Annotated in this window: 19 protein-coding genes and 1 rRNA gene; 14 read left to right on the top strand and 6 right to left on the bottom strand. The window is 51.6% G+C overall.

All coding sequences use genetic code 11. The features are described 5' to 3' along the window. Positions 1-4: 4 nt before the first annotated feature. Positions 5-120, top strand: a 5S ribosomal RNA gene (rrf, locus tag ACUVOF_RS21790). Between the two features lie 286 nt (positions 121-406). Here rrf and guaD read toward each other — a convergent pair. The 4 genes from guaD to xdhA are packed head-to-tail and all read right to left on the bottom strand — an operon-like array spanning position 407 to position 6,464. After that, positions 407-1,726: a guanine deaminase gene (guaD, locus tag ACUVOF_RS21785; RefSeq protein WP_447046314.1), complete on the bottom strand. Its 1,320-nt coding sequence runs from the start codon at positions 1,724-1,726 to the stop codon at positions 407-409. Between the two features lies 1 nt (position 1,727). After that, positions 1,728-2,603, bottom strand: a complete 876-nt coding sequence (xdhC, locus tag ACUVOF_RS21780; protein WP_447046313.1) for a xanthine dehydrogenase accessory protein XdhC — start codon at positions 2,601-2,603, stop codon at positions 1,728-1,730. Beyond that, on the bottom strand, positions 2,600-5,023 hold the full coding sequence (gene xdhB, locus ACUVOF_RS21775; RefSeq protein WP_447046312.1) for a xanthine dehydrogenase molybdopterin binding subunit: 2,424 nt from the start codon (positions 5,021-5,023) through the stop codon (positions 2,600-2,602). Before xdhB ends, xdhC begins: the two co-directional genes overlap by 4 nt. Continuing rightward, complete coding sequence (gene xdhA, locus ACUVOF_RS21770) at positions 5,007-6,464, bottom strand: xanthine dehydrogenase small subunit (RefSeq protein WP_447046311.1); 1,458 nt, start codon at positions 6,462-6,464, stop codon at positions 5,007-5,009. The genes xdhB and xdhA overlap by 17 nt, the downstream gene beginning before the upstream one ends. Before the next feature lie 186 nt (positions 6,465-6,650). Here xdhA and ACUVOF_RS21765 point away from each other — a divergent pair, with 186 nt between their 5' ends. Together ACUVOF_RS21765 and hrpB are read left to right on the top strand one after the other, a co-directional pair. Then, positions 6,651-7,313, top strand: a complete 663-nt coding sequence (locus ACUVOF_RS21765; RefSeq protein WP_447046310.1) for a TetR family transcriptional regulator C-terminal domain-containing protein — start codon at positions 6,651-6,653, stop codon at positions 7,311-7,313. A 7-nt stretch (positions 7,314-7,320) separates the two neighbouring features. Continuing rightward, entirely contained in the window at positions 7,321-9,759 is a 2,439-nt protein-coding gene (hrpB, locus tag ACUVOF_RS21760; protein WP_447046309.1) for an ATP-dependent helicase HrpB, read from the top strand. Positions 9,760-9,765: 6 nt separating this feature from the next. On the opposite strand, the gene ACUVOF_RS21755 is transcribed toward hrpB, so the two are convergent. Further along, positions 9,766-9,999: a hypothetical protein gene (locus ACUVOF_RS21755; protein ID WP_447046308.1), complete on the bottom strand. Its 234-nt coding sequence runs from the start codon at positions 9,997-9,999 to the stop codon at positions 9,766-9,768. A gap of 201 nt (positions 10,000-10,200) precedes the next feature. On the opposite strand from ACUVOF_RS21755, the gene ACUVOF_RS21750 reads away from it, so the two are divergent. The 5 genes from ACUVOF_RS21750 (at position 10,201) to ACUVOF_RS21730 (ending at position 14,883) form a co-directional block, all read left to right on the top strand. Further along, positions 10,201-10,374, top strand: coding sequence for a DUF2970 domain-containing protein (locus ACUVOF_RS21750; RefSeq protein ID WP_113270725.1), 174 nt, complete (start codon positions 10,201-10,203; stop codon positions 10,372-10,374). 127 nt (positions 10,375-10,501) lie between these two features. Next, positions 10,502-11,614, top strand: coding sequence for a cytochrome c oxidase subunit II (coxB, locus tag ACUVOF_RS21745; protein WP_447046307.1), 1,113 nt, complete (start codon positions 10,502-10,504; stop codon positions 11,612-11,614). A gap of 51 nt (positions 11,615-11,665) precedes the next feature. Then, positions 11,666-13,300 (top strand): cytochrome c oxidase subunit I, encoded by a 1,635-nt coding sequence (gene ctaD / locus ACUVOF_RS21740; RefSeq protein WP_447046306.1) that lies wholly within the window; start codon positions 11,666-11,668, stop codon positions 13,298-13,300. A 42-nt stretch (positions 13,301-13,342) separates the two neighbouring features. Continuing rightward, positions 13,343-14,026 carry a cytochrome c oxidase assembly protein gene (locus ACUVOF_RS21735; RefSeq protein WP_447046305.1) on the top strand — a complete coding sequence of 228 codons (684 nt, stop codon included), beginning with the start codon at positions 13,343-13,345 and terminating at the stop codon, positions 14,024-14,026. After that, on the top strand, positions 14,023-14,883 hold the full coding sequence (locus ACUVOF_RS21730; protein WP_113270721.1) for a cytochrome c oxidase subunit 3: 861 nt from the start codon (positions 14,023-14,025) through the stop codon (positions 14,881-14,883). Before ACUVOF_RS21735 ends, ACUVOF_RS21730 begins: the two co-directional genes overlap by 4 nt. A gap of 21 nt (positions 14,884-14,904) precedes the next feature. On the opposite strand, the gene ACUVOF_RS21725 is transcribed toward ACUVOF_RS21730, so the two are convergent. Continuing rightward, the gene (locus ACUVOF_RS21725) at positions 14,905-15,096 is read right to left on the bottom strand and encodes a twin transmembrane helix small protein (protein ID WP_447046304.1); all 192 of its coding nucleotides are present in this window, start codon (positions 15,094-15,096) and stop codon (positions 14,905-14,907) included. Between ACUVOF_RS21725 and ACUVOF_RS21720 the strand changes: the two genes are divergently transcribed. From ACUVOF_RS21720 to ACUVOF_RS21695, 6 genes are all read left to right on the top strand, one after another. Beyond that, positions 15,095-15,814, top strand: coding sequence for an SURF1 family protein (locus ACUVOF_RS21720; protein ID WP_447046303.1), 720 nt, complete (start codon positions 15,095-15,097; stop codon positions 15,812-15,814). The two genes, ACUVOF_RS21725 and ACUVOF_RS21720, sit on opposite strands and share 2 nt — an antisense overlap. Positions 15,815-15,820: 6 nt before the next feature. Beyond that, on the top strand, positions 15,821-16,333 hold the full coding sequence (locus ACUVOF_RS21715) for a hypothetical protein (RefSeq protein WP_447046302.1): 513 nt from the start codon (positions 15,821-15,823) through the stop codon (positions 16,331-16,333). 32 nt (positions 16,334-16,365) lie between these two features. Further along, complete coding sequence (locus ACUVOF_RS21710; protein WP_447046301.1) at positions 16,366-17,415, top strand: COX15/CtaA family protein; 1,050 nt, start codon at positions 16,366-16,368, stop codon at positions 17,413-17,415. Between the two features lie 15 nt (positions 17,416-17,430). Beyond that, positions 17,431-18,354: a heme o synthase gene (gene cyoE / locus ACUVOF_RS21705; protein WP_447046300.1), complete on the top strand. Its 924-nt coding sequence runs from the start codon at positions 17,431-17,433 to the stop codon at positions 18,352-18,354. A 126-nt stretch (positions 18,355-18,480) separates the two neighbouring features. Next, positions 18,481-18,948, top strand: coding sequence for a DUF2489 domain-containing protein (locus ACUVOF_RS21700; RefSeq protein WP_447046299.1), 468 nt, complete (start codon positions 18,481-18,483; stop codon positions 18,946-18,948). A gap of 308 nt (positions 18,949-19,256) precedes the next feature. Beyond that, positions 19,257-20,132, top strand: a complete 876-nt coding sequence (locus tag ACUVOF_RS21695) for an OmpA family protein (protein WP_447046298.1) — start codon at positions 19,257-19,259, stop codon at positions 20,130-20,132. Positions 20,133-20,348 lie beyond the last annotated feature (216 nt).

Raw genomic sequence — 20,348 nt, 5'->3', positions numbered from 1 at the left:
TACGCCTGACGACCATAGCGAGCGTGAACCACCTGATCCCTTGCCGAACTCAGCAGTGAAACCGCTTAGCGCCGATGGTAGTGTGGGGTCTCCCCATGCGAGAGTAGGTCATCGTCAGGCACTTATACCGTAAAAAGCCCCGAGCACGCAGTGTTCGGGGCTTTTTGCTGGGCGGTAGAAAAGCAGGGGGTCTCCCCATGGAGAGTCCCGGAGCGCCGGCCCCAGGATGGCCTGCCCAAACATCGTCAGGCACCTATTCAACGAAGAACCCAGCCACCCGGCTGGGTTTTTGTTGGCTGGAAGAAAGCAAAAAGCCATGTCATGGCGAGGAGCGCAGCGACGTGGCCATCTCAGCTTTCGGTGGCACCCGCTATCGGGAGAGGAAACTGCCACCGATGAACTGTGGTTAGACGGTATCTCTACGATGTTGGCATTGCCCGCCTGACCAGGTTTCATAAATCGCGCGATCATCAGCGAGCATCATTAATGCGAACAGGCGCTCTCCAAGCGTTGCACAACGGTTGATACGCCGAGCTAATAACGACGTTGCCTGTGGGTCGATCACTACGAAATCAGCCTCAAGCGAAGGGGCTAGCTGGCCAATATGGCTATCAAGAGAGAGAGCCTTTGCATTACCCATGGTTAAACCGTAAAAGCCTTGCCATGCGGTGAGAGGTTGTCCGTTTAGCTGGCCCACTTGGTACGCTGCTTTAAGCGTTCCAAAGCCCGATAAGTCGGTACCTGCGCCGATATCGCTGGCAAAGGTAAATGCCATGCCGGTCTGTTTGGCCGCTTCTCGGTCAAATAAGCCGCTGCCCAGGAAAAGATTAGAGCTAGGGCAAAAGGCAATATTGGCGCCTCGATCCGCCAAGCGTTTGCGCATGTCGTTATCAAGATGGATACCATGTGCGAAGGTACTGCGGGGGCCGACTAAACCTGCTTCTTCATAAACGGCCAAGTAGTCACGACTGCCTGGAAACAGTTCGGCCACCCAGTCTAACTCGCCACTGTTTTCAGCCAAGTGGGTCTGTAACCAGAGGGTTGGGTCATTACGTAAGAGGGCACCGGCAGCATCCATCTGCGTTTTGGTCGATGTAGGCGCAAAGCGCGGTGTGACGCTATAGCCCAGTCGGCCATTGCCGTGCCAATCCTCAATAAGTCGCTCGCTGTCAGCAATGCCCGTCGCTCCGTCTAGTAACGCATCTGGTGCGTTGCGATCCATCAATACCTTGCCGGCCAACATACGCAAATGCCGCTTTTGACAGGCGTTGAAAAAGGCGTCCATGGCACCTGGATGGCTGGAACCAAATACTTGAGCGGTGGTTGTACCTGCTCGCAACATTTCATCCAAAAAGGCATTGGATAGCGTTTCAGCGTGGGCATGGTCGGCAAAGCGACACTCTTCAGGGAAAGTGTAATCGTTTAGCCAGTCCAATAGTTGACGTCCATAGGAAGCCATGATGTCTAACTGAACATAGTGTACGTGGGTATCGATAAACCCTGGCATAATAAGTTTGTCACGATAATCGAGAACGTCAGCACCTTTGGGTAGTGAAGGTGAGAGTTCGGCGAAATGGCCGATGGCATGAATGTGCTGGCCTTTCAACCAAAGCAATCCGTCGCCGTAATGCTCAAAACTACCCGGTTCAGGCTTATCGCCATCCCCTGGGTCTCGGGCGAAACTAATCAGTTCGGCACGAATAAACGTATCATTGGTAGGATTCATATCAACTCGTGGTCGTCGGAGCGTTAGTAAAGAGTGTTCGCAGTGCTTTGGAATCAAGCCCGCGATTTTCTTGATAAGAGGGCGTGTCCGTTAGCCACAGCAGTTCGGTCACCACCGTTAAAGCAATCGCATAGGGCGTTTTATTATTGAGCTTAGTGGCGTGGATCAGGCCGATGGGGCTTCGCACCCGCGCAATTTGATCGGTGGGGTATCCATCGCGTTTAAGGCGTCCTTCAAAGCTAGCCCATTTGCTGTCAGAACCAATCAGCCCAATCGACGCTAGATCATCGCGTTCAATCAACGCTTTAATTAGCATGTAGTCTTCGTCATGGTTATGGGTCATTACCAGCGCATGTGCGCTAACAGGCAAGGCTGCGACACATTGGCTTGTATTGGAAAGGGGGCGACAAGCAAGACGCGCCTGCTGCCGATAATTCTCATCAAACGCATCGCTACGGCTGTCGTACCAATGCAATTGCCATGGAAGTGCAGCACTTAGCTTTACAATTTCCTGCCCCACATGACCTGCACCAAATATCGCCAGATGCGCCTCTACACCTGGAAAAGCCTCGAGCAGTATATTCACGAAGCCGCCACAACACTGGCCGCTTCGCCCTCCCAGTGAGAAGGCTTCTAAACTCAGCCCATAGCGCTGCGCTGCTAAGCGCTCGCGTGCTGCGGCAATGGTTTGCCACTCAAAAGTACCGCCCCCCAATGTGTCGAAAATCGCATCGTCGGTGATCACCATGCGTGCGCCAGGCTCGCGAGGAGTGGAGCCTGCGCTGGTCACCTGAGTGGCTAATACGTGCGGCGTGCCATCGCGCTGTAGGCGATGCAGCGCTGAATGCCAGGCTTCCGAAGCTGGCGAAATACTCACAGCGCTTTCTCCCTGATCGTATTGGCTGCCAGCATGACACGTTCAGGAGTAGCAGGCGTGTCTAAGTGGGGAGAGACGGTGTAGCCGGTAAGGCTTGAAAGTGCGTCACGTAGTGCAGACCACACACTGATACCGAGCATAAAAGGTGGCTCGCCAACCGCTTTTGAACGGTAAAGACTCGCCATGGAGTTAGGGTGACCTTCCAATAGCGAGACATTGAAAATAGCGGGTAAGTCTCCAAAGGTGGGGATTTTATAAGTGGCCGGGCCATCACTCAGGAGCACGCCTTTATCATTCCACTTGAGTTCTTCGCTGGTTAGCCAGCCCATACCTTGGATAAAACCGCCTTCCACTTGACCAATATCAATGGCTGGATTTAGTGAATCTCCAACGTCATGCAAGATATCGACACGGCCTACCTGGTACTCCCCGCTCAATGTATCCACGCTCACCTCCGTCACTGCCGCGCCAAACGCGTAGTAGTAGAAAGGGCGGCCTTGGCCTACCGAGCGGTCATAATGAATCAAAGGTGTGGCGTAGAAGCCTTTCTCAGATAGCGAGATACGATTGAGGTAGGCTGTTTGGACTAGTTCACCCCAAGGAACGCGTCGCTCACTCTCACCAAGCCCGGCTACCAGCATGCCATCCTCCAGGCGCATGCCTTCACGATCCAATCCCTCAGTAAAATGCTCTGCAGCAAAGTCAAAGAGACGTTCACGTAGTTTGCTGGCTGCGTCGCGTGCTGCCATACCGTTTAAATCAGCACCACTTGAGGCAGCGGTAGGGGAGGTGTTGGGGACTTTGTCGGTTCGCGTCGCGGTAATACGCACCTTATCTAGATCCAGTCCCAGTTCGCGGGCCACGACCTGACAAATTTTGGTATGCAGGCCTTGTCCCATCTCGGTACCGCCGTGATTTATCATCACGCTGCCATCGGTGTAAACATGCAAAAGGGCGCCCGCCTGATTAAGGTGTTGAGCGGTAAACGAGATGCCAAATTTAACCGGGGTAAGCGCCAATCCTTTCTTGATAACAGGGCTAGCGGCGTTGAAGTCACTGATCGCTTTGCGCCGCGCCCAGTAATCGCTGTCGTTTTCGAGTGTTTCAACAAGTGTATGCAGGAGTTGCCGCTGGTCGACCTGCTGCCCGTAGTGAGTCACCTCGCGGCCATCGCGGTAGAAGTTGCGTTTACGCACAGTCAGCGGGTCTTCACCAATCTGACGGGCAATGTCATCCATGGCCGCTTCGATGATCATCATCCCTTGGGGTCCACCAAAGCCCCGGAAGGCGGTATTAGAGGCGGTATGGGTTTTGGCTCGATGACCGACTACCTGAGCATCCCCCAGCGAGTAGGCGTTGTCGGCGTGGAACATAGCGCGATCAACGATAGCGTCGGAGAGATCTGGCGAGTAGCCGCAGTCACCGATGACGGTAATTTCCCCACCTTGAATAACGCCCTCTACATCAATGGCGAGTCGATAGCGGTTATGAAAAGGATGGCGCTTGCCCGTAGCGCGCATATCTTCGCTACGCGGTAGGCGCAAGCTAATCGATTTACCCGTGCGGCGCGCTATGATCGCGGCAATGCAAGCCCACGGAGACGCCTGCGTCTCTTTGCCTCCAAACCCGCCGCCCATTCGGCGCACTTCTACGGTCACAGCGTGAAAAGGGATATCCAGCACTTCTGCCACTAGCTTTTGCGTTTCGCTCGGGTGTTGGTTAGAGGTATGGACGATAACGCCTTCATCCTCGGTAGGATGAACCACGCACGCCTGGCCTTCCAGATAGAAGTGCTCTTGCCCGCCGATAAATAGCTCACCCTCTATTATCTGCTCCGCTTGAGTCAGCGCCTGTTGCCAATCACCACGGGTTTGAACATGAGTGGGGCGTACAAACTCTTCGCGCTCTGTCGCAGCCACCGGGTCTAGGCTTGCAGGTTGCTCATCTATACTGATAGCCGCTAATCTTACCGCGCGGCGAGCAGCCTGCAGCGACGTTGCCGCAACGGCAAAGAGACATTGCCCTGCGTAGCTTATCTCTTGATCGACAAAAATGGGATCGCCTGGAAACACCGGGCCAATATCGGTATGCCCCGGTACGTCATGGAAGGTAATCGCATCGAGCACGCCAGGTGCCTCTTTCACCTTGCTGAGATCAAGCTGCGTCAAGGTGCCATGGGCGACTGGCGATAGGCCTAATGCTACATGCAAGGCATCGGCGGGCAGTACCAAGTCGTCAATATAAGCGGCTTTGCCTGTCACATGTTTTTCGGCACTTTCGTGAAAACTTGAGCTACCCGCTTGGCGTTGCCCAGTGCTATCGACCGTATGTCGAGCCAAGGGACCAGACCCTTGAATATGATCGTGAAGCTCTTGGCGAGCACGGCTGCTATCGCCATCCAGTTTAGTGAGCGTACGCATGGAGCATCACCTCTTGGTCGGGCGTTAAAAGAGAAAGGTAGAGGCGTTCAAGCAAGTTTTTGGCAGCCTGTTGACGATATTGCTGGCTACCTCGCACATCACTCATCGGCTGGAAATTAACCTCCAGTGCCTGCTGGGCGGCACGAAAAGCTTCTACAGAAATGTTGCTACCTTCGAGCGCTTTTTCGGCAGCTTGCGCGCGTTTGGGAATAGCTGCCATGCCGCCAAAAGCGATCCGTACATCGTGCAAAACACCCTGCTCAACACGGTAACTAAAGGCACCAAGTACCGCAGAAATATCATCTTCTCGACGCTTGGATAGCTTCCAAATACGTAGTTGGCTGTCTTTAGGCGCCTGGGGAATAAAGATTCGCGAAATAACTTCATCAGCCGCCAACGCGGTCTTTTTATAATCCAGAAAGAAGTCTTCAAGCGCTATGCAACGATTACCATAAGTGTTGGTAAGCTCTACATAGGCGCCTAAGACAAGTAGCACAGGCGGCGTATCGCCAATGGGAGAGGCATTTGCAATATTGCCCCCCATCGTTCCACGGTTTCGAATTTGCTGGGAGCCGAGGCGATGCAGAAGATGAGCAAAGGTGGGGAAATGCTTGTTGAAGAGCGGTTCAAGCTTGGTGTATGTGACTCCAGCGCCTATCCACCAGCCGGCTTGACGTTCTAACATGGCCACTTTGACCGTTAACAGCTCGGCAACACGTGAAATGTCAATTAACTGATCAAGCTGGGCCAAGCGCTGAGTGCTTTCCAGCCAAAGGTCCGTGCCGCCAGCCACAAGACGCGCCTGAGGGGCTGCTTGGCGCAGCTGTGTTAGTTCCACCAGAGACTGCGGCTGGGCAAAAAACGAGCTGGCGTCAGTTGCCGCTGTTAAAGAAGGTAGACACTCAGCTTCTGTTAACGTCGCGTCGTACCACTGGGGGCGCTCGAAAGGTAGATCATTCATACGCAGCGCCGCCTCCCGAATAGGCCGATAGCCTGTGCAGCGGCACAAGTTGCCCCCCAAGGTTGCTTCAAGGCGTTCTGGGGTTAACGGAGCAGGACGCTGGGTAAGCTCGTCATGCAGAGTGAAAAGCGACATAACAATACCCGGCGTACAAAAACCGCACTGGCTCCCATGGCACTCAATCATTGCTTCCTGAGCTGGGTGAAGCTGCCCCTCTTTGGCTAACCCTTCAACGGTCAACAGATGCTTGCCCTGAAGTTGGTGGGCAGGCGTAATACAAGCGTTGGCGCTAGCAAACCCTTGTATGTCAGCTGCTAGCTCACCAATTGCGACGGTACAGGCACCGCAGTCACCTGAGGCACAACCTTCTTTCGTGCCTGTTTCGGCCAAATGCTCGCGTAATAAGGTTAAAATGCTCGTGTCCGGTGAAACCTCACACCGCTGGGGAATACCATTGAGCAGGAACGCAATCGTTGCCATGCCGAACTCCATTGTAATTGTATAGACCGTATTGTGCTGACCGATCGGTCAATATGGGTTGAGCTTGGGACAAAACGCCGTACCTTGCAAGTATTTGATCGCTGCACGGGAGTGGGGCAAGCTTATGGGAAATGCCACTGTTTGGGGCAATTGCCTAACCACTGATTCTATTAAGGGACACTGTTAATGACCGCCGTACCTGTCACTCAAGAAACCCCAAGCCGGGAAAGAATTGAAGCAAGTATTTTAGCGGCCGCTGAGCAGGTGTTCTCGCAGCACGGCTACCGCGGGGCTAGCTTGCAAGTGATCGCCGATCGGGCCGGTCTTCCTAAAGCTAATATTTTGTACTACATGGGAAGCAAGCAAGCACTTTATGGGCGGCTGCTTAACCGCATGATGCACCGCTGGAATGAGGTGCTTGAAGACATTACTGTTGATAGTGACCCAGCGACGGTACTGAGTGACTTTATTCGCACTAAAATGGTGCTTGGTCAACGCTACCCCGAGGGTTCGAAACTGTTTGCCGCCGAAATTTTAGCGGGTGCCCCCTTCTTGAGTGACTATCTGGCTGGCGAACTGCGTGATTGGGTGGCTGCTCGCGCCGCGATCATTCGTCAATGGTCTGTCCAGGGTAAAATGGATGACGTCGACCCCAGGTGGTTAATCTTCTTAATTTGGTCTGCCACCCAGCACTACACAGAATATAGCGCTCAGGTAAGCGGTATTCTAGGGCGGGATACGTTGAGCGAAGATGACCTTGAATCAGTTTCGGCATTTCTTGAGCACGTCATTTTAAAAGGCTGCGGGGTCAACCGGGTTAGTGTAAATGCTCGCAGAGCGGAAAAATGAACCTCTAATGAGTGTCTTACCGATTGATCAGCATCTTGATCATATTAAGAGCGTTTTAACCAACAGTAATCGTCTTATGCTCGTTGCCCAGCCGGGAGCGGGGAAGACTACCCGCGTGCCGCTTGTGCTGCTAACTGCTGATTGGGCAAGAGGGCAGAAACTGCTTTTGCTGGAACCCCGGCGCGTTGCAGCTCGCTTAGCGGCTAATTTTATAGCGCAGCAGTTAGGCGAACGCGTAGGGCAAACGGTGGGCTACCGCATGCGCGGTGATAGCTGTGTGAGTGCTCAAACCCGCTTAGAAGTCGTAACCCAAGGAGTCCTTGCTCGCATGCTGCAGGATGACCCGCTACTGGAGAGCGTGGCCGGTATCATCTTTGACGAGTTTCATGAGCGTAGCGTGGAAGCTGACTTAGGCTTGGCGCTGGCATTGGATGTGCAAACCAATATTCGCGACGATGTACGCCTGCTGGTGATGTCGGCAACGCTGGATGTCGCGGCCCTTAGACAGGTTCTAGGAGAACAGGTGCCCGTCATCGAATGTCATGGTCGTCAGTATCCTGTGGCGACCATTTACCGTCCTCCCTTGAGCGGCGAAGAGAGTGTTAGCCATGCTCTTCGAGTGATCAAAGAAGCGCTAGAAAGTCCTATCACACGCGATATCCTAGTCATCTTGCCAGGCGTGGCCGAGATCAATCGCTTAGTGCAAACGTTGCAACAGATCTTGCCCCATCTCGCGATACGAGCACTGCATGGCAGAACGAGTATTACTGAACAGCAAGCGTCTTTGGCAGCGAATACACCACAGCAGCGTATTATTGTTTCCACCGCTATCACCGAATCAAGTATCACCGTAGATGGCATTAATGTGGTAATTGATGGTGGTTTGGAACGAGTACCACTTTTTCAGTCACGCACCGGCTTGACCCGCTTGACAACTCGACGTATCAATCGCGCCAGTGCTGACCAGCGACGGGGGCGTGCAGGACGTCAAGGCGAGGGCATCTGTTTTCGGCTTTGGTCCCAGGAGCAGGTACTTGCACCTTATATTGAGCCGGAAATTCAGCAAGCGGACCTCTCATCAGTGGTGCATGAGCTAGCGTGTTGGGGCGTAACATCACCGCAGAAGCTGAGGTGGGTTACGTCTCCACCAGAGGGCGCCTGGCGAAGTGGCCAAGCATTACTGATACAGCTTGGTGTACTCGATAAGGATCATAGTCTCACTCCCCTGGGTCGCCGCTGTGCCCAGTGGCCTGTGGAGCCACGGCTAGCCGTCATGCTGGAGAAGGCGTCCGACTTGAATACTTTGCCCTTAGCCTGCGGGCTAGCAGCATTGCTAGAGAGCCGTGACAGCATCGACCATTCCCTGCAAGAGGCATTAGCAGAACGGCTTTGCCAGCCTAAACGCTTTCCTAATTGGCGCCGTGAGGCGCTTAGGCTGACGAAAAAAGCCGGGGTATCACTGAGTGAGGCAGTGCTAGAGCCGCTTGGGTCGCTTTTGGCAATGGCCTATCCTGAGCGTATTGGTCAGCAGATAAGCCCCGGGAAGTTTCGACTGGCTAATGGCAAAACCGCTACGCTTGCTTTAAACAATACGCTGGCTCATCAGCCTTATATAGTGGCCGTCGCATTAAATAGTACGGCGCATGACGATGCGCGAATTACCGCTGGCGAGCCGCTCCTCATTGCTTCACTGCTTTCTCTCTATCCTGGAATTAGGCAATGGCAGTCGCGCGTAGCGTGGTCGCAAGATCAAGGCCGTTTAATAGGTGAAGAGGTACAAGCGCATGCTAGCCTAATAATTGCTAAACGGCCCTTGGCGCAGCTGCCTGAAAAGGCAGTGACACAGGCCTTACTGGACGCATTGCGTCAGCAGCCCAGCAGGTTGTTTGGCGTAAAACTTCAGCAGCTGTGTGGACGTATGACGCTGCTGCGCGAAAAATTGGGTGAGGCATGGCCCGATTGGTCTGAACAGGCGTTATTAGCTTCGCTAGAGGCTTGGCTAGCACCTTACTTAGCCGGTGTAGCTCGGTTGAGCCAAATCGAGGGATTGCCATTAGAAAGCTACTTGATTATTACGCTGTCCTGGGAGGCTCAAAGGGAATTTGAGCGGCTAACCCCAGTGACGATTGAGGTCCCAAGTGGTAAACATGTTGGCTTGGATTACCTGCCATGCCTTTCCCGGCAACCGCCTGTTTTAGCATTGAAGCTTCAGGAAGCGTTTGGCTGGCGAATAACGCCCACCGTTGTTAATGGTACCGTTGCCGTGATGATTCATTTACTTTCACCGGCGCGTAGGCCACTACAAATCACCCAAGATCTGGTCAGCTTTTGGCGAAATGGCTACCCTGAGGTACGCAAGGAAATGCGAGGCCGTTACCCTAAGCATCCTTGGCCAGAAGATCCGCTTACGTCACCCGCAACCGCGCATACCAAGCGGAAAGCATGACAATTATCACTGTGCTACCGGCTCTTGCTCGCTGCGTTTTTCGGGTATCTCATCGGGAATGCGGTAGCGTACCCCTTCAACTTGTTGTTCTTCGAAGCGTTGATTTTCCTCCTCGGGCACAACGCCGATGACGGTTTCCTGAGAGCCGTCCGGCCATGTGTATGTAGTACATCCAGCTAATAGCAGGGGAAAAGCAATCAATAAAGTTTTGGCTGGTAGCATTGAGCGGCGCTTGAACATGGGCACTCCATTGGGGGACGCTATTTACTTAGGTTAAGCTTAGTATCGCACACCGAGAAACTATAGGTGGTCATTTCCTTAGCTGTAAACGTTAAGATCTTTTCTCTTGACCTGAGGCACTGATTGGGTATGTCTGTGATAGTAGTAGGATAACCTTGCAGGTCTAGAGGCATGTGAAAGCGACATTCACTTGGAGGTTTTATGTGGTCGGTGGTGAAGTCAGTGTTAGCAGCGCTACTGGGCGTTCAGAGCAACCAACAGCGGGAAAAAGATTTTAGTAGTAACAGGCCAGCTGCTTTCATTGCTGTTGGCGTAGTGATTACGCTGTTATTTGTTTCACTGCTCTTTTTTCTGGCTATTTTCGCTGCCCGCTGAAAAGCGTTGAGAGCGTTAAATAAGCAAAGCGTGACGAATGGCACATATTTTCTATACTGCTAATATCTCACTTAACCCTGTCCTAATCTAACGAAGAGTAATAACAACAATAATACTGGAGGTTTCTATGCGTTCATGGTCGTGTCTAATAGCCATATCCCTTGCTGTAGGCGGGTCGCAGGCTCAGGCGAACGGCTGGAATATGACCGTTGGTGTAACGGATATAAGCAGCGATATTTTTGGTCTGCACATGACCATTTTTTGGATATGTGTCGTGATTGGCGTAGTGGTCTTTGGGGTAATGTTCTATTCCCTGTTTCGTTATCGCCATTCGAAAGGCGCAAAGGCTGCCAATTTCCATGAACATACCAGTGTGGAAGTATTATGGACTGCCATCCCTGTTCTAATCCTGGTCGGCATGGCTGTTCCCGCCACTGCAACTTTAAAAAATATGTACGACTCTTCAGACGCAGACCTGGATGTCATGATAACCGGCCAGCAATGGCGCTGGCACTACGAATACCTTGGTGAGGATGTGGGGTTTACTTCGAGCATGAGTACGCCAAGAACGCAATTGAGAGGCGAAGAGGAGCGCGGAGAGCACTATTTATTAGAAGTTGATAAGCCGCTCGTCCTCCCCATTAACCGCAAAGTACGCTTTCTCATGACATCTGACGACGTTATCCATTCCTGGTGGGTGCCGGACCTAGCGGTCAAGCAAGATACTATTCCAGGCTTTATTAATGAAAATTGGGTAAAAATTAATGAGCCAGGTATTTATCGTGGGCAGTGCGCTGAGCTCTGTGGCCTTGACCATGGTTTTATGCCGATTGTGGTGCATGCGATGGAAGAAGAGGAGTTTGATGGCTGGCTAGCGGAGCGAAAAGAGGCAGCTGAAGAAGAGGCAATGGGTATTGATAGGACATGGGAAATGGGAGATTTAGTGGAAGAAGGCCAGTTGATTTACCAAACGATTTGTTCTTCTTGCCATCAGAGCGAAGGCCAGGGGGCGCCACCTGCATTTCCGGCGTTAGCGAATAACGAACAGTTAATCAGCGATGTGGATTGGCACCTTGATAAGGTCATAAATGGCGTGTCAGGTGCAGCAATGCCTGCTTTCCGTAACACCTTAAACCCTGTTGAGATAGCCGCTGTGGTCACCTATACACGTAATGCTTGGGGTAACGATACCGGGGATGTAGTGCAGCCCTCAACGGTGGTTGAAAAAATTGCCCAGTGATACTGGTCTGCCACGCATTTGACTACAACAACAATACTTTAGGAGAGTATGATGGCGCCTAAATTGCCCCCTCAGCCTTCATTACAACACAGCTCAACGGCAGTCGCCGATGGTCAAGCCCATGGCCACTCAGCACCGCCTAAAGGTATTTTGCGCTGGCTACTGACCACTAACCACAAAGAGATTGGCTCTCTTTATCTGATTTTTTCGCTAACGATGTTTTTCATCGGCGGAATATTTGCCCTTGTGGTGAGGGCTGAGCTTTTTCAGCCCGGGCTACAGATGGTAGAACCTGAGTTTTTTAATCAGATGACCACCATGCATGGTTTGATTATGGTGTTCGCTGCCGTCATGCCCGCTTTCACTGGATTAGCCAACTGGATGATACCGCTGCAAATTGGAGCGCCAGACATGGCGTTGCCGCGATTAAATAATTTCAGTTTTTGGCTGCTTCCCGTTGCTTTTACGCTGCTCCTTTCAACGCTGCTTATGCCTGGCGGTGGTCCAAATTTTGGTTGGACTTTTTACGCACCGCTATCAACAAACTATGCGCCGCCATCCACGACGTTTTTTATTCTCTCATTACACATTGCTGGCATTAGCTCCATTCTCGGAGCGATCAACATCGTTGCGACTATTTTGAATATGCGCGCACCGGGCATGCGTTTAATGGATATGCCGCTCTTTGTGTGGACCTGGTTAATTACAGCCTTTCTATTGATCGCGGTTATGCCGGTACTGGCGGCAGTGATTACCATGATGCTCATGGACATTAACTTTGGAACCAGTTTTTTTGATGCGGCAGGAGGGGGGGACCCGGTGCTGTTCCAGCATTTGTTCTGGACCTTTGGGCACCCTGAAGTCTACATCATGATCTTACCTGCCTTTGGTATTGTCTCGGCTATCATTCCAACCTTTGCGCGAAAGCCGTTGTTCGGTTATGCCTCAATGGTTTATGCCACGGCAGCTATTGCTCTGCTTTCATTTTTGGTCTGGGCTCATCATATGTTTTTAGTGGGAATGCCCTTGGTGGCAGAACTGTTTTTTATGTATGCGACTATGTTGATTGCCGTGCCTACTGGCGTAAAAGTGTTTAACTGGGTAACTACGCTTTTTCGTGGCTCAATCAGTTTTGAATCACCGATGCTGTTTGCCCTGGCTTTTGTCGTTTTATTCACTATTGGTGGTTTTTCAGGGCTGATGCTGGCGATCGCGCCAGCGGATTTTCAATACCATGATACTTACTTCGTCGTTGCCCACTTTCACTACGTATTAGTGCCTGGGGCAATATTTGCCATCATGGCAGGGGTGTATTACTGGCTGCCGAAATGGACGGGGCATTACCCGAATGAACGGCTTGCCCAGTGGCATTTTTGGTTTTCTATCATCGGTGTCAACTTAACTTTCTTCCCCATGCATTTCGCAGGCTTGGCGGGTATGCCTCGGCGAATCCCTGATTATGCCCTTCAATTTGCTGACTTTAACCTTCTATCAAGTATCGGAGCCTTCTTCTTCGGTGCGTCACAGCTGCTATTCGTGTTAGGCGTCATACTATGCGTTCGAGGTGGGAAAAAAGCACCCGCGAAAGCATGGGAGGGCGCAATGGACTTAGAGTGGACAGTGCCTAGCCCAGCACCATTGCATACGTTTGAAACGCCGCCAGTGCTCCATCGCGCCTCTCACTAAAAATGACATAGACCACACAGGCCAGTAGGCCAGAGAGGTGTTATGGATAGCCGAGAACAGGTCCATGTAGGGGTTCGTCGTACGGTGATTAGGACGATCGCCGTGCTGGTGGGCATGTTTGCCTTTTCCTTCGCATTAGTGCCGCTTTATGACGTTTTTTGCCGTATTACCGGGCTTAATGGCAAAGTGGATGCCACAGCACAGAGTATCGTGCACGAAGAAGTGGATGAGACGCGCTTTATTAACGTGCAATTTATCACCCGTAGCAGCCCTGGTTTACCGTGGCAGATGAGTGTAGAAGTACGCCAAATGAGCGTACACCCAGGGCAAATGGCAGAAGTTGATTTTACTTTTACCAATAACAGTCATATTGAAAACTGGGGGCGGGCTATACCCAGTGTCTCGCCCTCTGAAGCTACACGTCATTTACGCAAAATCAGCTGTTTCTGTTTTCAAGAACAGCAGTTACAGGGGAATGAGCGTTTAACTATTCCGCTGGTATTCCAATTATCTCGTGACCTACCTGAAGACATTAACACCATTACTTTGGTGTATACACTGTATCCAGTTGAACAAGCAATTCGTAATGCCGCACTTACTTATATGCTTAATGGCAGTGTCATTGATGTTTTGAATAAACCTTTCTCTAACAGTCCTCAGCGTAATTTCTATAACAGTTCTCAGGATAACTCCAAGAACAAAAAAGCGGCGGGAGAAGTGATATGAGCAGCGGTAGCTATTACGTTCCGGCGAGTAGTCGGTGGCCTATTCTCGGCTCGGTGGCATTAGGTGCCATGATGGTCGGCATCGGTGTCAAACTTGTCTATGACACGGGTTTGCCGCTGGTGCTAATCGGCGTGGCGGGCATTATCTCTGTGATGGGGCTCTGGTTTCGTGATGTGATTAGTGAGTCTCGGGGCGGTTTGTATGACGCTCAGATGGATCGCTCTTTCCGGTGGGGGATGGGGTGGTTCATTTTTTCGGAAGTCATGTTTTTCGCAGGGTTTTTCGGTGCGCTGTTTTACGTACGTATGTTCACCATTCCCTGGTTAGGGGGGGAAGGCGCGAAAGGGGTTTCGGCGTTGTTGTGGCCTGACTTTGTGGCTGCATGGCCGCTAATGAATCCGCCGGATGCTTCTGTCGTTGGACCCCGGGAAGTGTTTAGTCCGTGGCAATTACCGCTCGTTAATACCCTGATTCTGATTACTTCAAGTATTACTTTGACGGTTGCTCATGAAGCTTTAAAAGTAGGTTATCGAAAAACATGCCGCAACTGGTTAACGGGAACGGTACTGCTAGGGTGCTGCTTTATCATCATTCAGGGCATTGAATATTATGAGGCCTATGCACATTACGGAATCACTTTAGAAGCAGGAATTTTTGGTGCGACTTTCTTTATTTTAACGGGTTTTCATGGTGTTCACGTCATTATCGGTACCCTGATTTTAGCTACTATGCTGGTGCGTATTATTAAAGGGCATTTCGCCGACGAAAATCATTTTGGTTTTGAAGCCTCTTGCTGGTATTGGCACTTTGTTGATGTGGTCTGGGTTGGGCTGTTCATTTTTGTCTATGTGCTATAGCTCTTTAGCCTAGCTAGTGCTTTAGCCCAACTGACCCGACCAGAAACCAAAAATAATAAGTGCCATTAGCAGGCAGGCTAAGCCAATCCGCCATTTGAGTGAGTTAAGCAAGCGGCGAGAAGAGCCTGGATCACGCAGCAAAAAGCCTGCTCCCATGGCCAGGCTGATAACCATCGCTATGAATACGGCGGCAATGAGTAGTTGTAACCACATGATGAAAACCTCTCGGCAATGGCATTTTTATGGTTGGTATCTATTCTGGATTATGTTGGTAGCGTTAGGCATCTGTTTAGGACTATGGCAGTGGGAGCGGGCAGATGACAAGCGGTTATCCATGGCCATTCGTGAAGCAGCCCCTGCATTGGTGCAACCTACCATGCAGCCAGCCCAAGGCGCTCAGATAACGCTACGAGGTGAGTACTTGGCGGAGCATACGCTCTATTTGGATAATCGAATTGTCGACGGAAGTATTGGCGTGGCAGCACTAACCCCACTACGTGATAGCTATGGACAGCTCTGGTTGGTACAGCGAGGTTTTTTAGCAACAGGACCCCATCGCGAGCCTCCCCAAGCAGCTACTCCCAGTGGCACGATTGAGCTGACTGGGGAATGGCAGGACGCTCAGGCGGGTGGGCCATTATATGGAGACAACAGAGAAGGCGTGAGGCTGCAGCAGCTGAGTCTTGAGCCGTGGCGGGCTTCGTTAGGAGTGTTTAGCTACCCGGGATGGGTACATGCTAGCGAAGGCGATGGGGTGCTTACCCCATGGTGGGAGCCCAATGTAATGCCGCCTAGTCGACATATGGGCTACGCGTTTCAGTGGTGGGGGTTAGCATTGGCAGCCCTGGTGGTAATGCTTGTCGGCGGTCAACGATTGCGTCGCGATGAAGCTCAAGAACAATCGTTAAGTAATAAAAATAAAGAGGGTTGAGTAAATATGAAGGATGTCAAAAACATTCGCAGCCAACGGCTCAAGTTGATACTTATCTTTATGATATTCGCGGCGCCCGTAGTTGCCGCCTGGGGAATGGTAGAGTTACGAATCGGCATTCCTGACCGCCATACGGCGCATGGTGATATCGACCTTGAATTACCTATGCTCAGTGAGTGGCCTTTAATAAAAAAGCCGACCATAAGTGGACAAAATGAATGGACCTTGGCGTTTGATTGCAGCCAAGAGTGTGAGAAACGTAAAGATGAATTATGGCGACTGCATCGCGCGCTAGGGCGAGATGCGCCAAGATTAAAGCGATTGCGAATCGGCGGGGATCCTGAGCCCCTACCTGGAGAGGTGACTAGCGAATGGCAACGGTTGCCTTTATGGCGAGAAGAAAATGCCGTGTGGTTACTTGACCCCATGGGGCGCCCAGCATTGGCATTTGACGCAGCAGTCGCGACTAAATTCGTGCTCGATGATATCCAGCATTTATTTAAAGTAAACCCTCAATAACGTGCGCTAACGCCTGATGTTAAGGAAACGCCATGCCCGGTTCATTTGATCGCCGCTTGCGGTGGCTAGTGTGGTTAACATTATTAGGCACTGTGTTTACCACGGTGGTGATGTTGGTAGGAGCCTGGACACGTCTGGTTGATGCTGGTTTAGGCTGTCCCGACTGGCCGGGATGCTACGGGAAACTGTTAGTTCCTGACAGCGGTCTTGCTACGCTGCACCATCCCGATGTCCCGCTGGAGCCTTTTAAGGCATGGGTAGAAATGGTTCATCGCTACATTGCCAGCCTACTGGGAATCTTGGTGATGGTCGTTGTAGCACTAGGTTGGCCATTGCGTCATCGCCGCGGTTATCCGTGGCGGCTAAGTTTACTGCTGCTTGCGGTTATCGTATTACAAGGCGCTTTTGGCGCCTTTACGGTTACGCTTCAGTTATGGCCTCAAGTCGTTACCCTCCACCTGTTAGGCGGGCTGAGTGTACTGTTACTGTTCTTTTGGTTGCATTTACGCTTGCGCCGCTCCGTGATAAGCCAAGCAGACGAACCGCGACGAGGTAATCTGTGGTGGGGTGTGGCTGCGTGTTTGTTGGTAACGCAGCTGGCGCTTGGTGGGTGGGTATCAAGTAATTATGCCGGTATCGCTTGCCAGGGTTTCCCAACCTGTAACGGCCAGTGGTTGCCCGCAATGGACATCAGTGAAGGCTTTCATCTTACCCAAACCGTCGGCCCAAACTACCTGCATGGGCAGTTGCATGCTGATGCACGCACTGCAATTCACGTTGTGCACCGCTTAGGCGCTCTCTTGCTGGGAGCTGCGCTAGTAGCGCTTTGGTGGCGTTATTGGCATTGGCAGAACGTTACAAGACCACTAGCGATTGTTGTTTCGTTATTCACTCTCCAGGCTATTTTAGGCATCGCCAATGTGCTGCTATGGCTTCCTTTATGGCTGGCGTTGCTACATACGGCAGGCGCCATTGCGTTAACGATTGGACTCGTTTGGGCATGGTGGTGCTGGCGTTATCATGAGGCTGGCGCTTACTCGGCGAATTCTCTTACGACTTACAACAATGTCATCGCTGACTGAAGGGGTAGGGCTACCATGCGAAATATAACAATGACACTGCCTACGGCACGGCCTTCTTTGACGTGGAGCTGGAAAGAGCTGCTTGGCCTCTGCAAAATAAAAGTAGTGGCTGTGATGTTGGTGTGTACCGCCGTAGGTATGGCATTAGCAACCCCAGGGCTACCGCCACTGGCTAACGTGGTTATGGGCTTACTGGGTATCGGTTTGGCCTCTTGCGGTGCGGCTGCTTTTAATCACGTCATCGACCGGCATCTGGACGCGGTGATGACGCGTACCTCCCGTCGTCCAGTAGCTAGCAAGCGGCTGCCCGTGGTGGTCGCGCTTGGCTGGGCAACGTTGCTGACCATCGCTGGTGTTGCGCTGTTAGCGTGGCAGGTTAACCTATTAACCGCTGCGTTGACCTTTGCATCCTTAATCGGATATGCGTTGATTTATACGGCTTTTTTAAAGCGAGCTACGCCTCAAAATATCGTCATTGGTGGGCTGGCTGGGGCGGCGCCTCCACTGCTGGGTTGGGTTGCCGTTACAGGGCAAATTTCTCCTGAACCACTGCTACTGATGTTAATAATTTTTGCCTGGACCCCGCCGCATTTCTGGGCGCTGGCTATTCACAAATGTGATGACTATTCACGTGCGGGTATTCCAATGTTGCCCGTGACGCATGGTATTCCTTTTACACGGCTGCAAATTTGGCTGTATGGGTGGTTAACCGTGTTGGCCACCTTACTGCCAGTAATGATTGGGATGAGTGGCGCCCTCTACTTTTTAGTAGTGTTGTGTCTAAATGCGCGCTTTATGGTTTGGAACTGGCGAGTGTGGCGCGGGCTGGATTCGACTGCACCTATCGCCGCTTTTTGGTTCTCGATTCGTTATCTGTTAGGGGTTTTCGGCGCGTTATTACTCGATCACTATAGCAGCGTCGCTATCTTGGTAAGCTAGGGAGAAGGTGGCGAAAGAAGTAACCTTTCAGTTAGATAGAGCTCGAATATGGTAGCCATTAGGCGAATGGTGGTATAAGGGTGTACAATTTTCGTCAAGTAATTAATACGCTTAATGAGGAGATTCATGAACTCAATAGGAGCGCTGGTATTACTGGCGGTAGCGATTACAGTGATTATAGGGCTATGCCTCTACGCATGGTCTTTACGCAAAGAGGTACGTCGTCGAGAGGCTTACCGGCGCGATGAGGATGCTCGCGCCCAACAAAACAGTTTAGAAAATCTTGATTATGTGGCGGGTGCACTGGTTCAAGAGCAAGTGGATATTACTGAAGGCGCCTGGCGTTGTAAGGTGCTTTTAGAAATCATTGATCCTAGTTTAACTGAAAGATCTGAATTCAAGGCGTTTGCCGAACACTATAGCCGCACTCAGCACTTGAAAACGCACTCCGCCCGCCAGCAATTGACCGCTCGTGAGCGTATGCAGGAAGACAAAGAGCGAATAATGGCTGAAAATGAGATGCGTGAAGCTGTATTGGAAGCTGCTCGGGCAGTGTTAAAATGGCGTGCCGAAGGCGGAAAGGCGCTACACTAAGAGTTGATTTTGCGCGGTTTTTAGCCGCCAAAAAGCATAGCAAGCTAATTTTTAATGCCCATCGTGGTAGTTTTGCTATGCTGAATGGTGTCGGTATTGGCAAGAAGTTGATATGTCGGCATTGTTGCCTTCTTGCGCTTAAGCGTTAATGATAGGCACACCGTTTTGTATCGGCTGGGGAAATGGTTTTCTACACATTAACCAGCTATGCAGGACAGGCGAAAAATGGATGCTCTCGCAAATAAGAAGCATTGGATAGATTTGGTCACTTATGGCCATTTCAGCATTGGATCAAGAAGGAGTCTTGCATGAAAAAATCAACGACTGGCTTGCTAATCGGTTCTGCCCTGGTAGTCGGCCTCTCTGGCTGTGCTAGTTCAGCATCACAGTCTTCCGGCCAATCAAGCGCGAGCAGTAGCACTGGTGATAGCTGGTACCAGCACCCATTGGTGTGTGGTCTGGCAGGCAGCGTTATTGGTGGCAGCATTGGCTATGCCACCAGTAGCGAATCTGATGAAGAAAGTGCAGCATATACCGGTGCTGCAGCGGGTGCTGCTATCGGCGGTCTGCTTTGTGCTGATCGTACGCCTGAGCCGGTTGCTCCCCAGTGCCCAAGCTATGGCGAAGTGCCTGCTGGTGTTGCAGTTGACGCCGAAGGCTGCCCGCTAGATTCTGATGGTGACGGCGTGCCGGATTACCGAGATCAGTGCCCAGGCACACCGGCTGGCGTTGAAGTTAACGCAAATGGTTGCCCGCTTGACTCCGATAACGATGGAGTGCCGGATTACCGTGATCAGTGCCCGAACACCCCAGCAGGCGCAGAAGTGAACGCTCTGGGTTGCCCTGATAGCGTAATTCTGAAAGAAGTTAACTTTGAGTTTGATTCTGCACAGTTGACATCAACTGCACGCAGCGTGCTGGACGGTGTTGCTGAGCGTCTGGTCAATAACCCAGGTGTACGCGTAAGCATCGAAGGTCATACCGATTCACGTGGTTCTGATGCGTACAACAAAGACTTGTCACAAGCGCGTGCCCAGTCGGTAGCTACTTATCTTAACCAGCGTGGCGTTAGCTCTGACCGCATGCAGGCAGTGGGATACGGCGAAGAGTTCCCGATTGCGACCAACGAAACCGAAGAAGGTCGCTTCCAGAACCGTCGTGTTGAACTGGATGAGTGGAAGTAATTCCACTTATCACTCTGAGATTGCTAATTGCCTAACATGAGGTAATGGTAATCGCAGCATAAATAAACGGGGGGCTTATGCCTCCCGTTTCAGACTGCTGACGAACCCCACTTTTTGTGGGGTTTTGTCGTTTAAGAGGCTCCTTTCTGAAGCGATCACTAGTGAGCGCGGTTTTTTAGTCATCGCGCATTGAGGTGTTGCTCCAACAGGCATGGA

Source organism: Vreelandella sp. H-I2 (genome assembly GCF_052959335.1).
This window is presented reverse-complemented; position numbering and strand designations above follow the sequence as displayed.

What these genes read in the sequence shown, in the direction of transcription:
- ACUVOF_RS21695 (WP_447046298.1), top strand. Translation starts at nt 19,257, where the DNA reads ATGAAAAAATCAACGACTGGCTTGCTAATCGGTTCTGCCCTGGTAGTC.
- ACUVOF_RS21735 (WP_447046305.1), top strand. Translation starts at nt 13,343, where the DNA reads ATGGATAGCCGAGAACAGGTCCATGTAGGGGTTCGTCGTACGGTGATT.
- coxB (WP_447046307.1), top strand. Translation starts at nt 10,502, where the DNA reads ATGCGTTCATGGTCGTGTCTAATAGCCATATCCCTTGCTGTAGGCGGG.
- ACUVOF_RS21730 (WP_113270721.1), top strand. Translation starts at nt 14,023, where the DNA reads ATGAGCAGCGGTAGCTATTACGTTCCGGCGAGTAGTCGGTGGCCTATT.
- ACUVOF_RS21720 (WP_447046303.1), top strand. Translation starts at nt 15,095, where the DNA reads ATGATGAAAACCTCTCGGCAATGGCATTTTTATGGTTGGTATCTATTC.
- ACUVOF_RS21715 (WP_447046302.1), top strand. Translation starts at nt 15,821, where the DNA reads ATGAAGGATGTCAAAAACATTCGCAGCCAACGGCTCAAGTTGATACTT.
- ACUVOF_RS21725 (WP_447046304.1), bottom strand. Translation starts at nt 15,096, where the DNA reads ATGTGGTTACAACTACTCATTGCCGCCGTATTCATAGCGATGGTTATC.
- ACUVOF_RS21750 (WP_113270725.1), top strand. Translation starts at nt 10,201, where the DNA reads ATGTGGTCGGTGGTGAAGTCAGTGTTAGCAGCGCTACTGGGCGTTCAG.
- xdhB (WP_447046312.1), bottom strand. Translation starts at nt 5,023, where the DNA reads ATGCGTACGCTCACTAAACTGGATGGCGATAGCAGCCGTGCTCGCCAA.
- ACUVOF_RS21700 (WP_447046299.1), top strand. Translation starts at nt 18,481, where the DNA reads ATGAACTCAATAGGAGCGCTGGTATTACTGGCGGTAGCGATTACAGTG.
- ACUVOF_RS21710 (WP_447046301.1), top strand. Translation starts at nt 16,366, where the DNA reads ATGCCCGGTTCATTTGATCGCCGCTTGCGGTGGCTAGTGTGGTTAACA.
- cyoE (WP_447046300.1), top strand. Translation starts at nt 17,431, where the DNA reads ATGCGAAATATAACAATGACACTGCCTACGGCACGGCCTTCTTTGACG.
- guaD (WP_447046314.1), bottom strand. Translation starts at nt 1,726, where the DNA reads ATGAATCCTACCAATGATACGTTTATTCGTGCCGAACTGATTAGTTTC.
- ctaD (WP_447046306.1), top strand. Translation starts at nt 11,666, where the DNA reads ATGGCGCCTAAATTGCCCCCTCAGCCTTCATTACAACACAGCTCAACG.
- ACUVOF_RS21765 (WP_447046310.1), top strand. Translation starts at nt 6,651, where the DNA reads ATGACCGCCGTACCTGTCACTCAAGAAACCCCAAGCCGGGAAAGAATT.
- xdhA (WP_447046311.1), bottom strand. Translation starts at nt 6,464, where the DNA reads ATGGCAACGATTGCGTTCCTGCTCAATGGTATTCCCCAGCGGTGTGAG.
- ACUVOF_RS21755 (WP_447046308.1), bottom strand. Translation starts at nt 9,999, where the DNA reads ATGTTCAAGCGCCGCTCAATGCTACCAGCCAAAACTTTATTGATTGCT.
- hrpB (WP_447046309.1), top strand. Translation starts at nt 7,321, where the DNA reads ATGAGTGTCTTACCGATTGATCAGCATCTTGATCATATTAAGAGCGTT.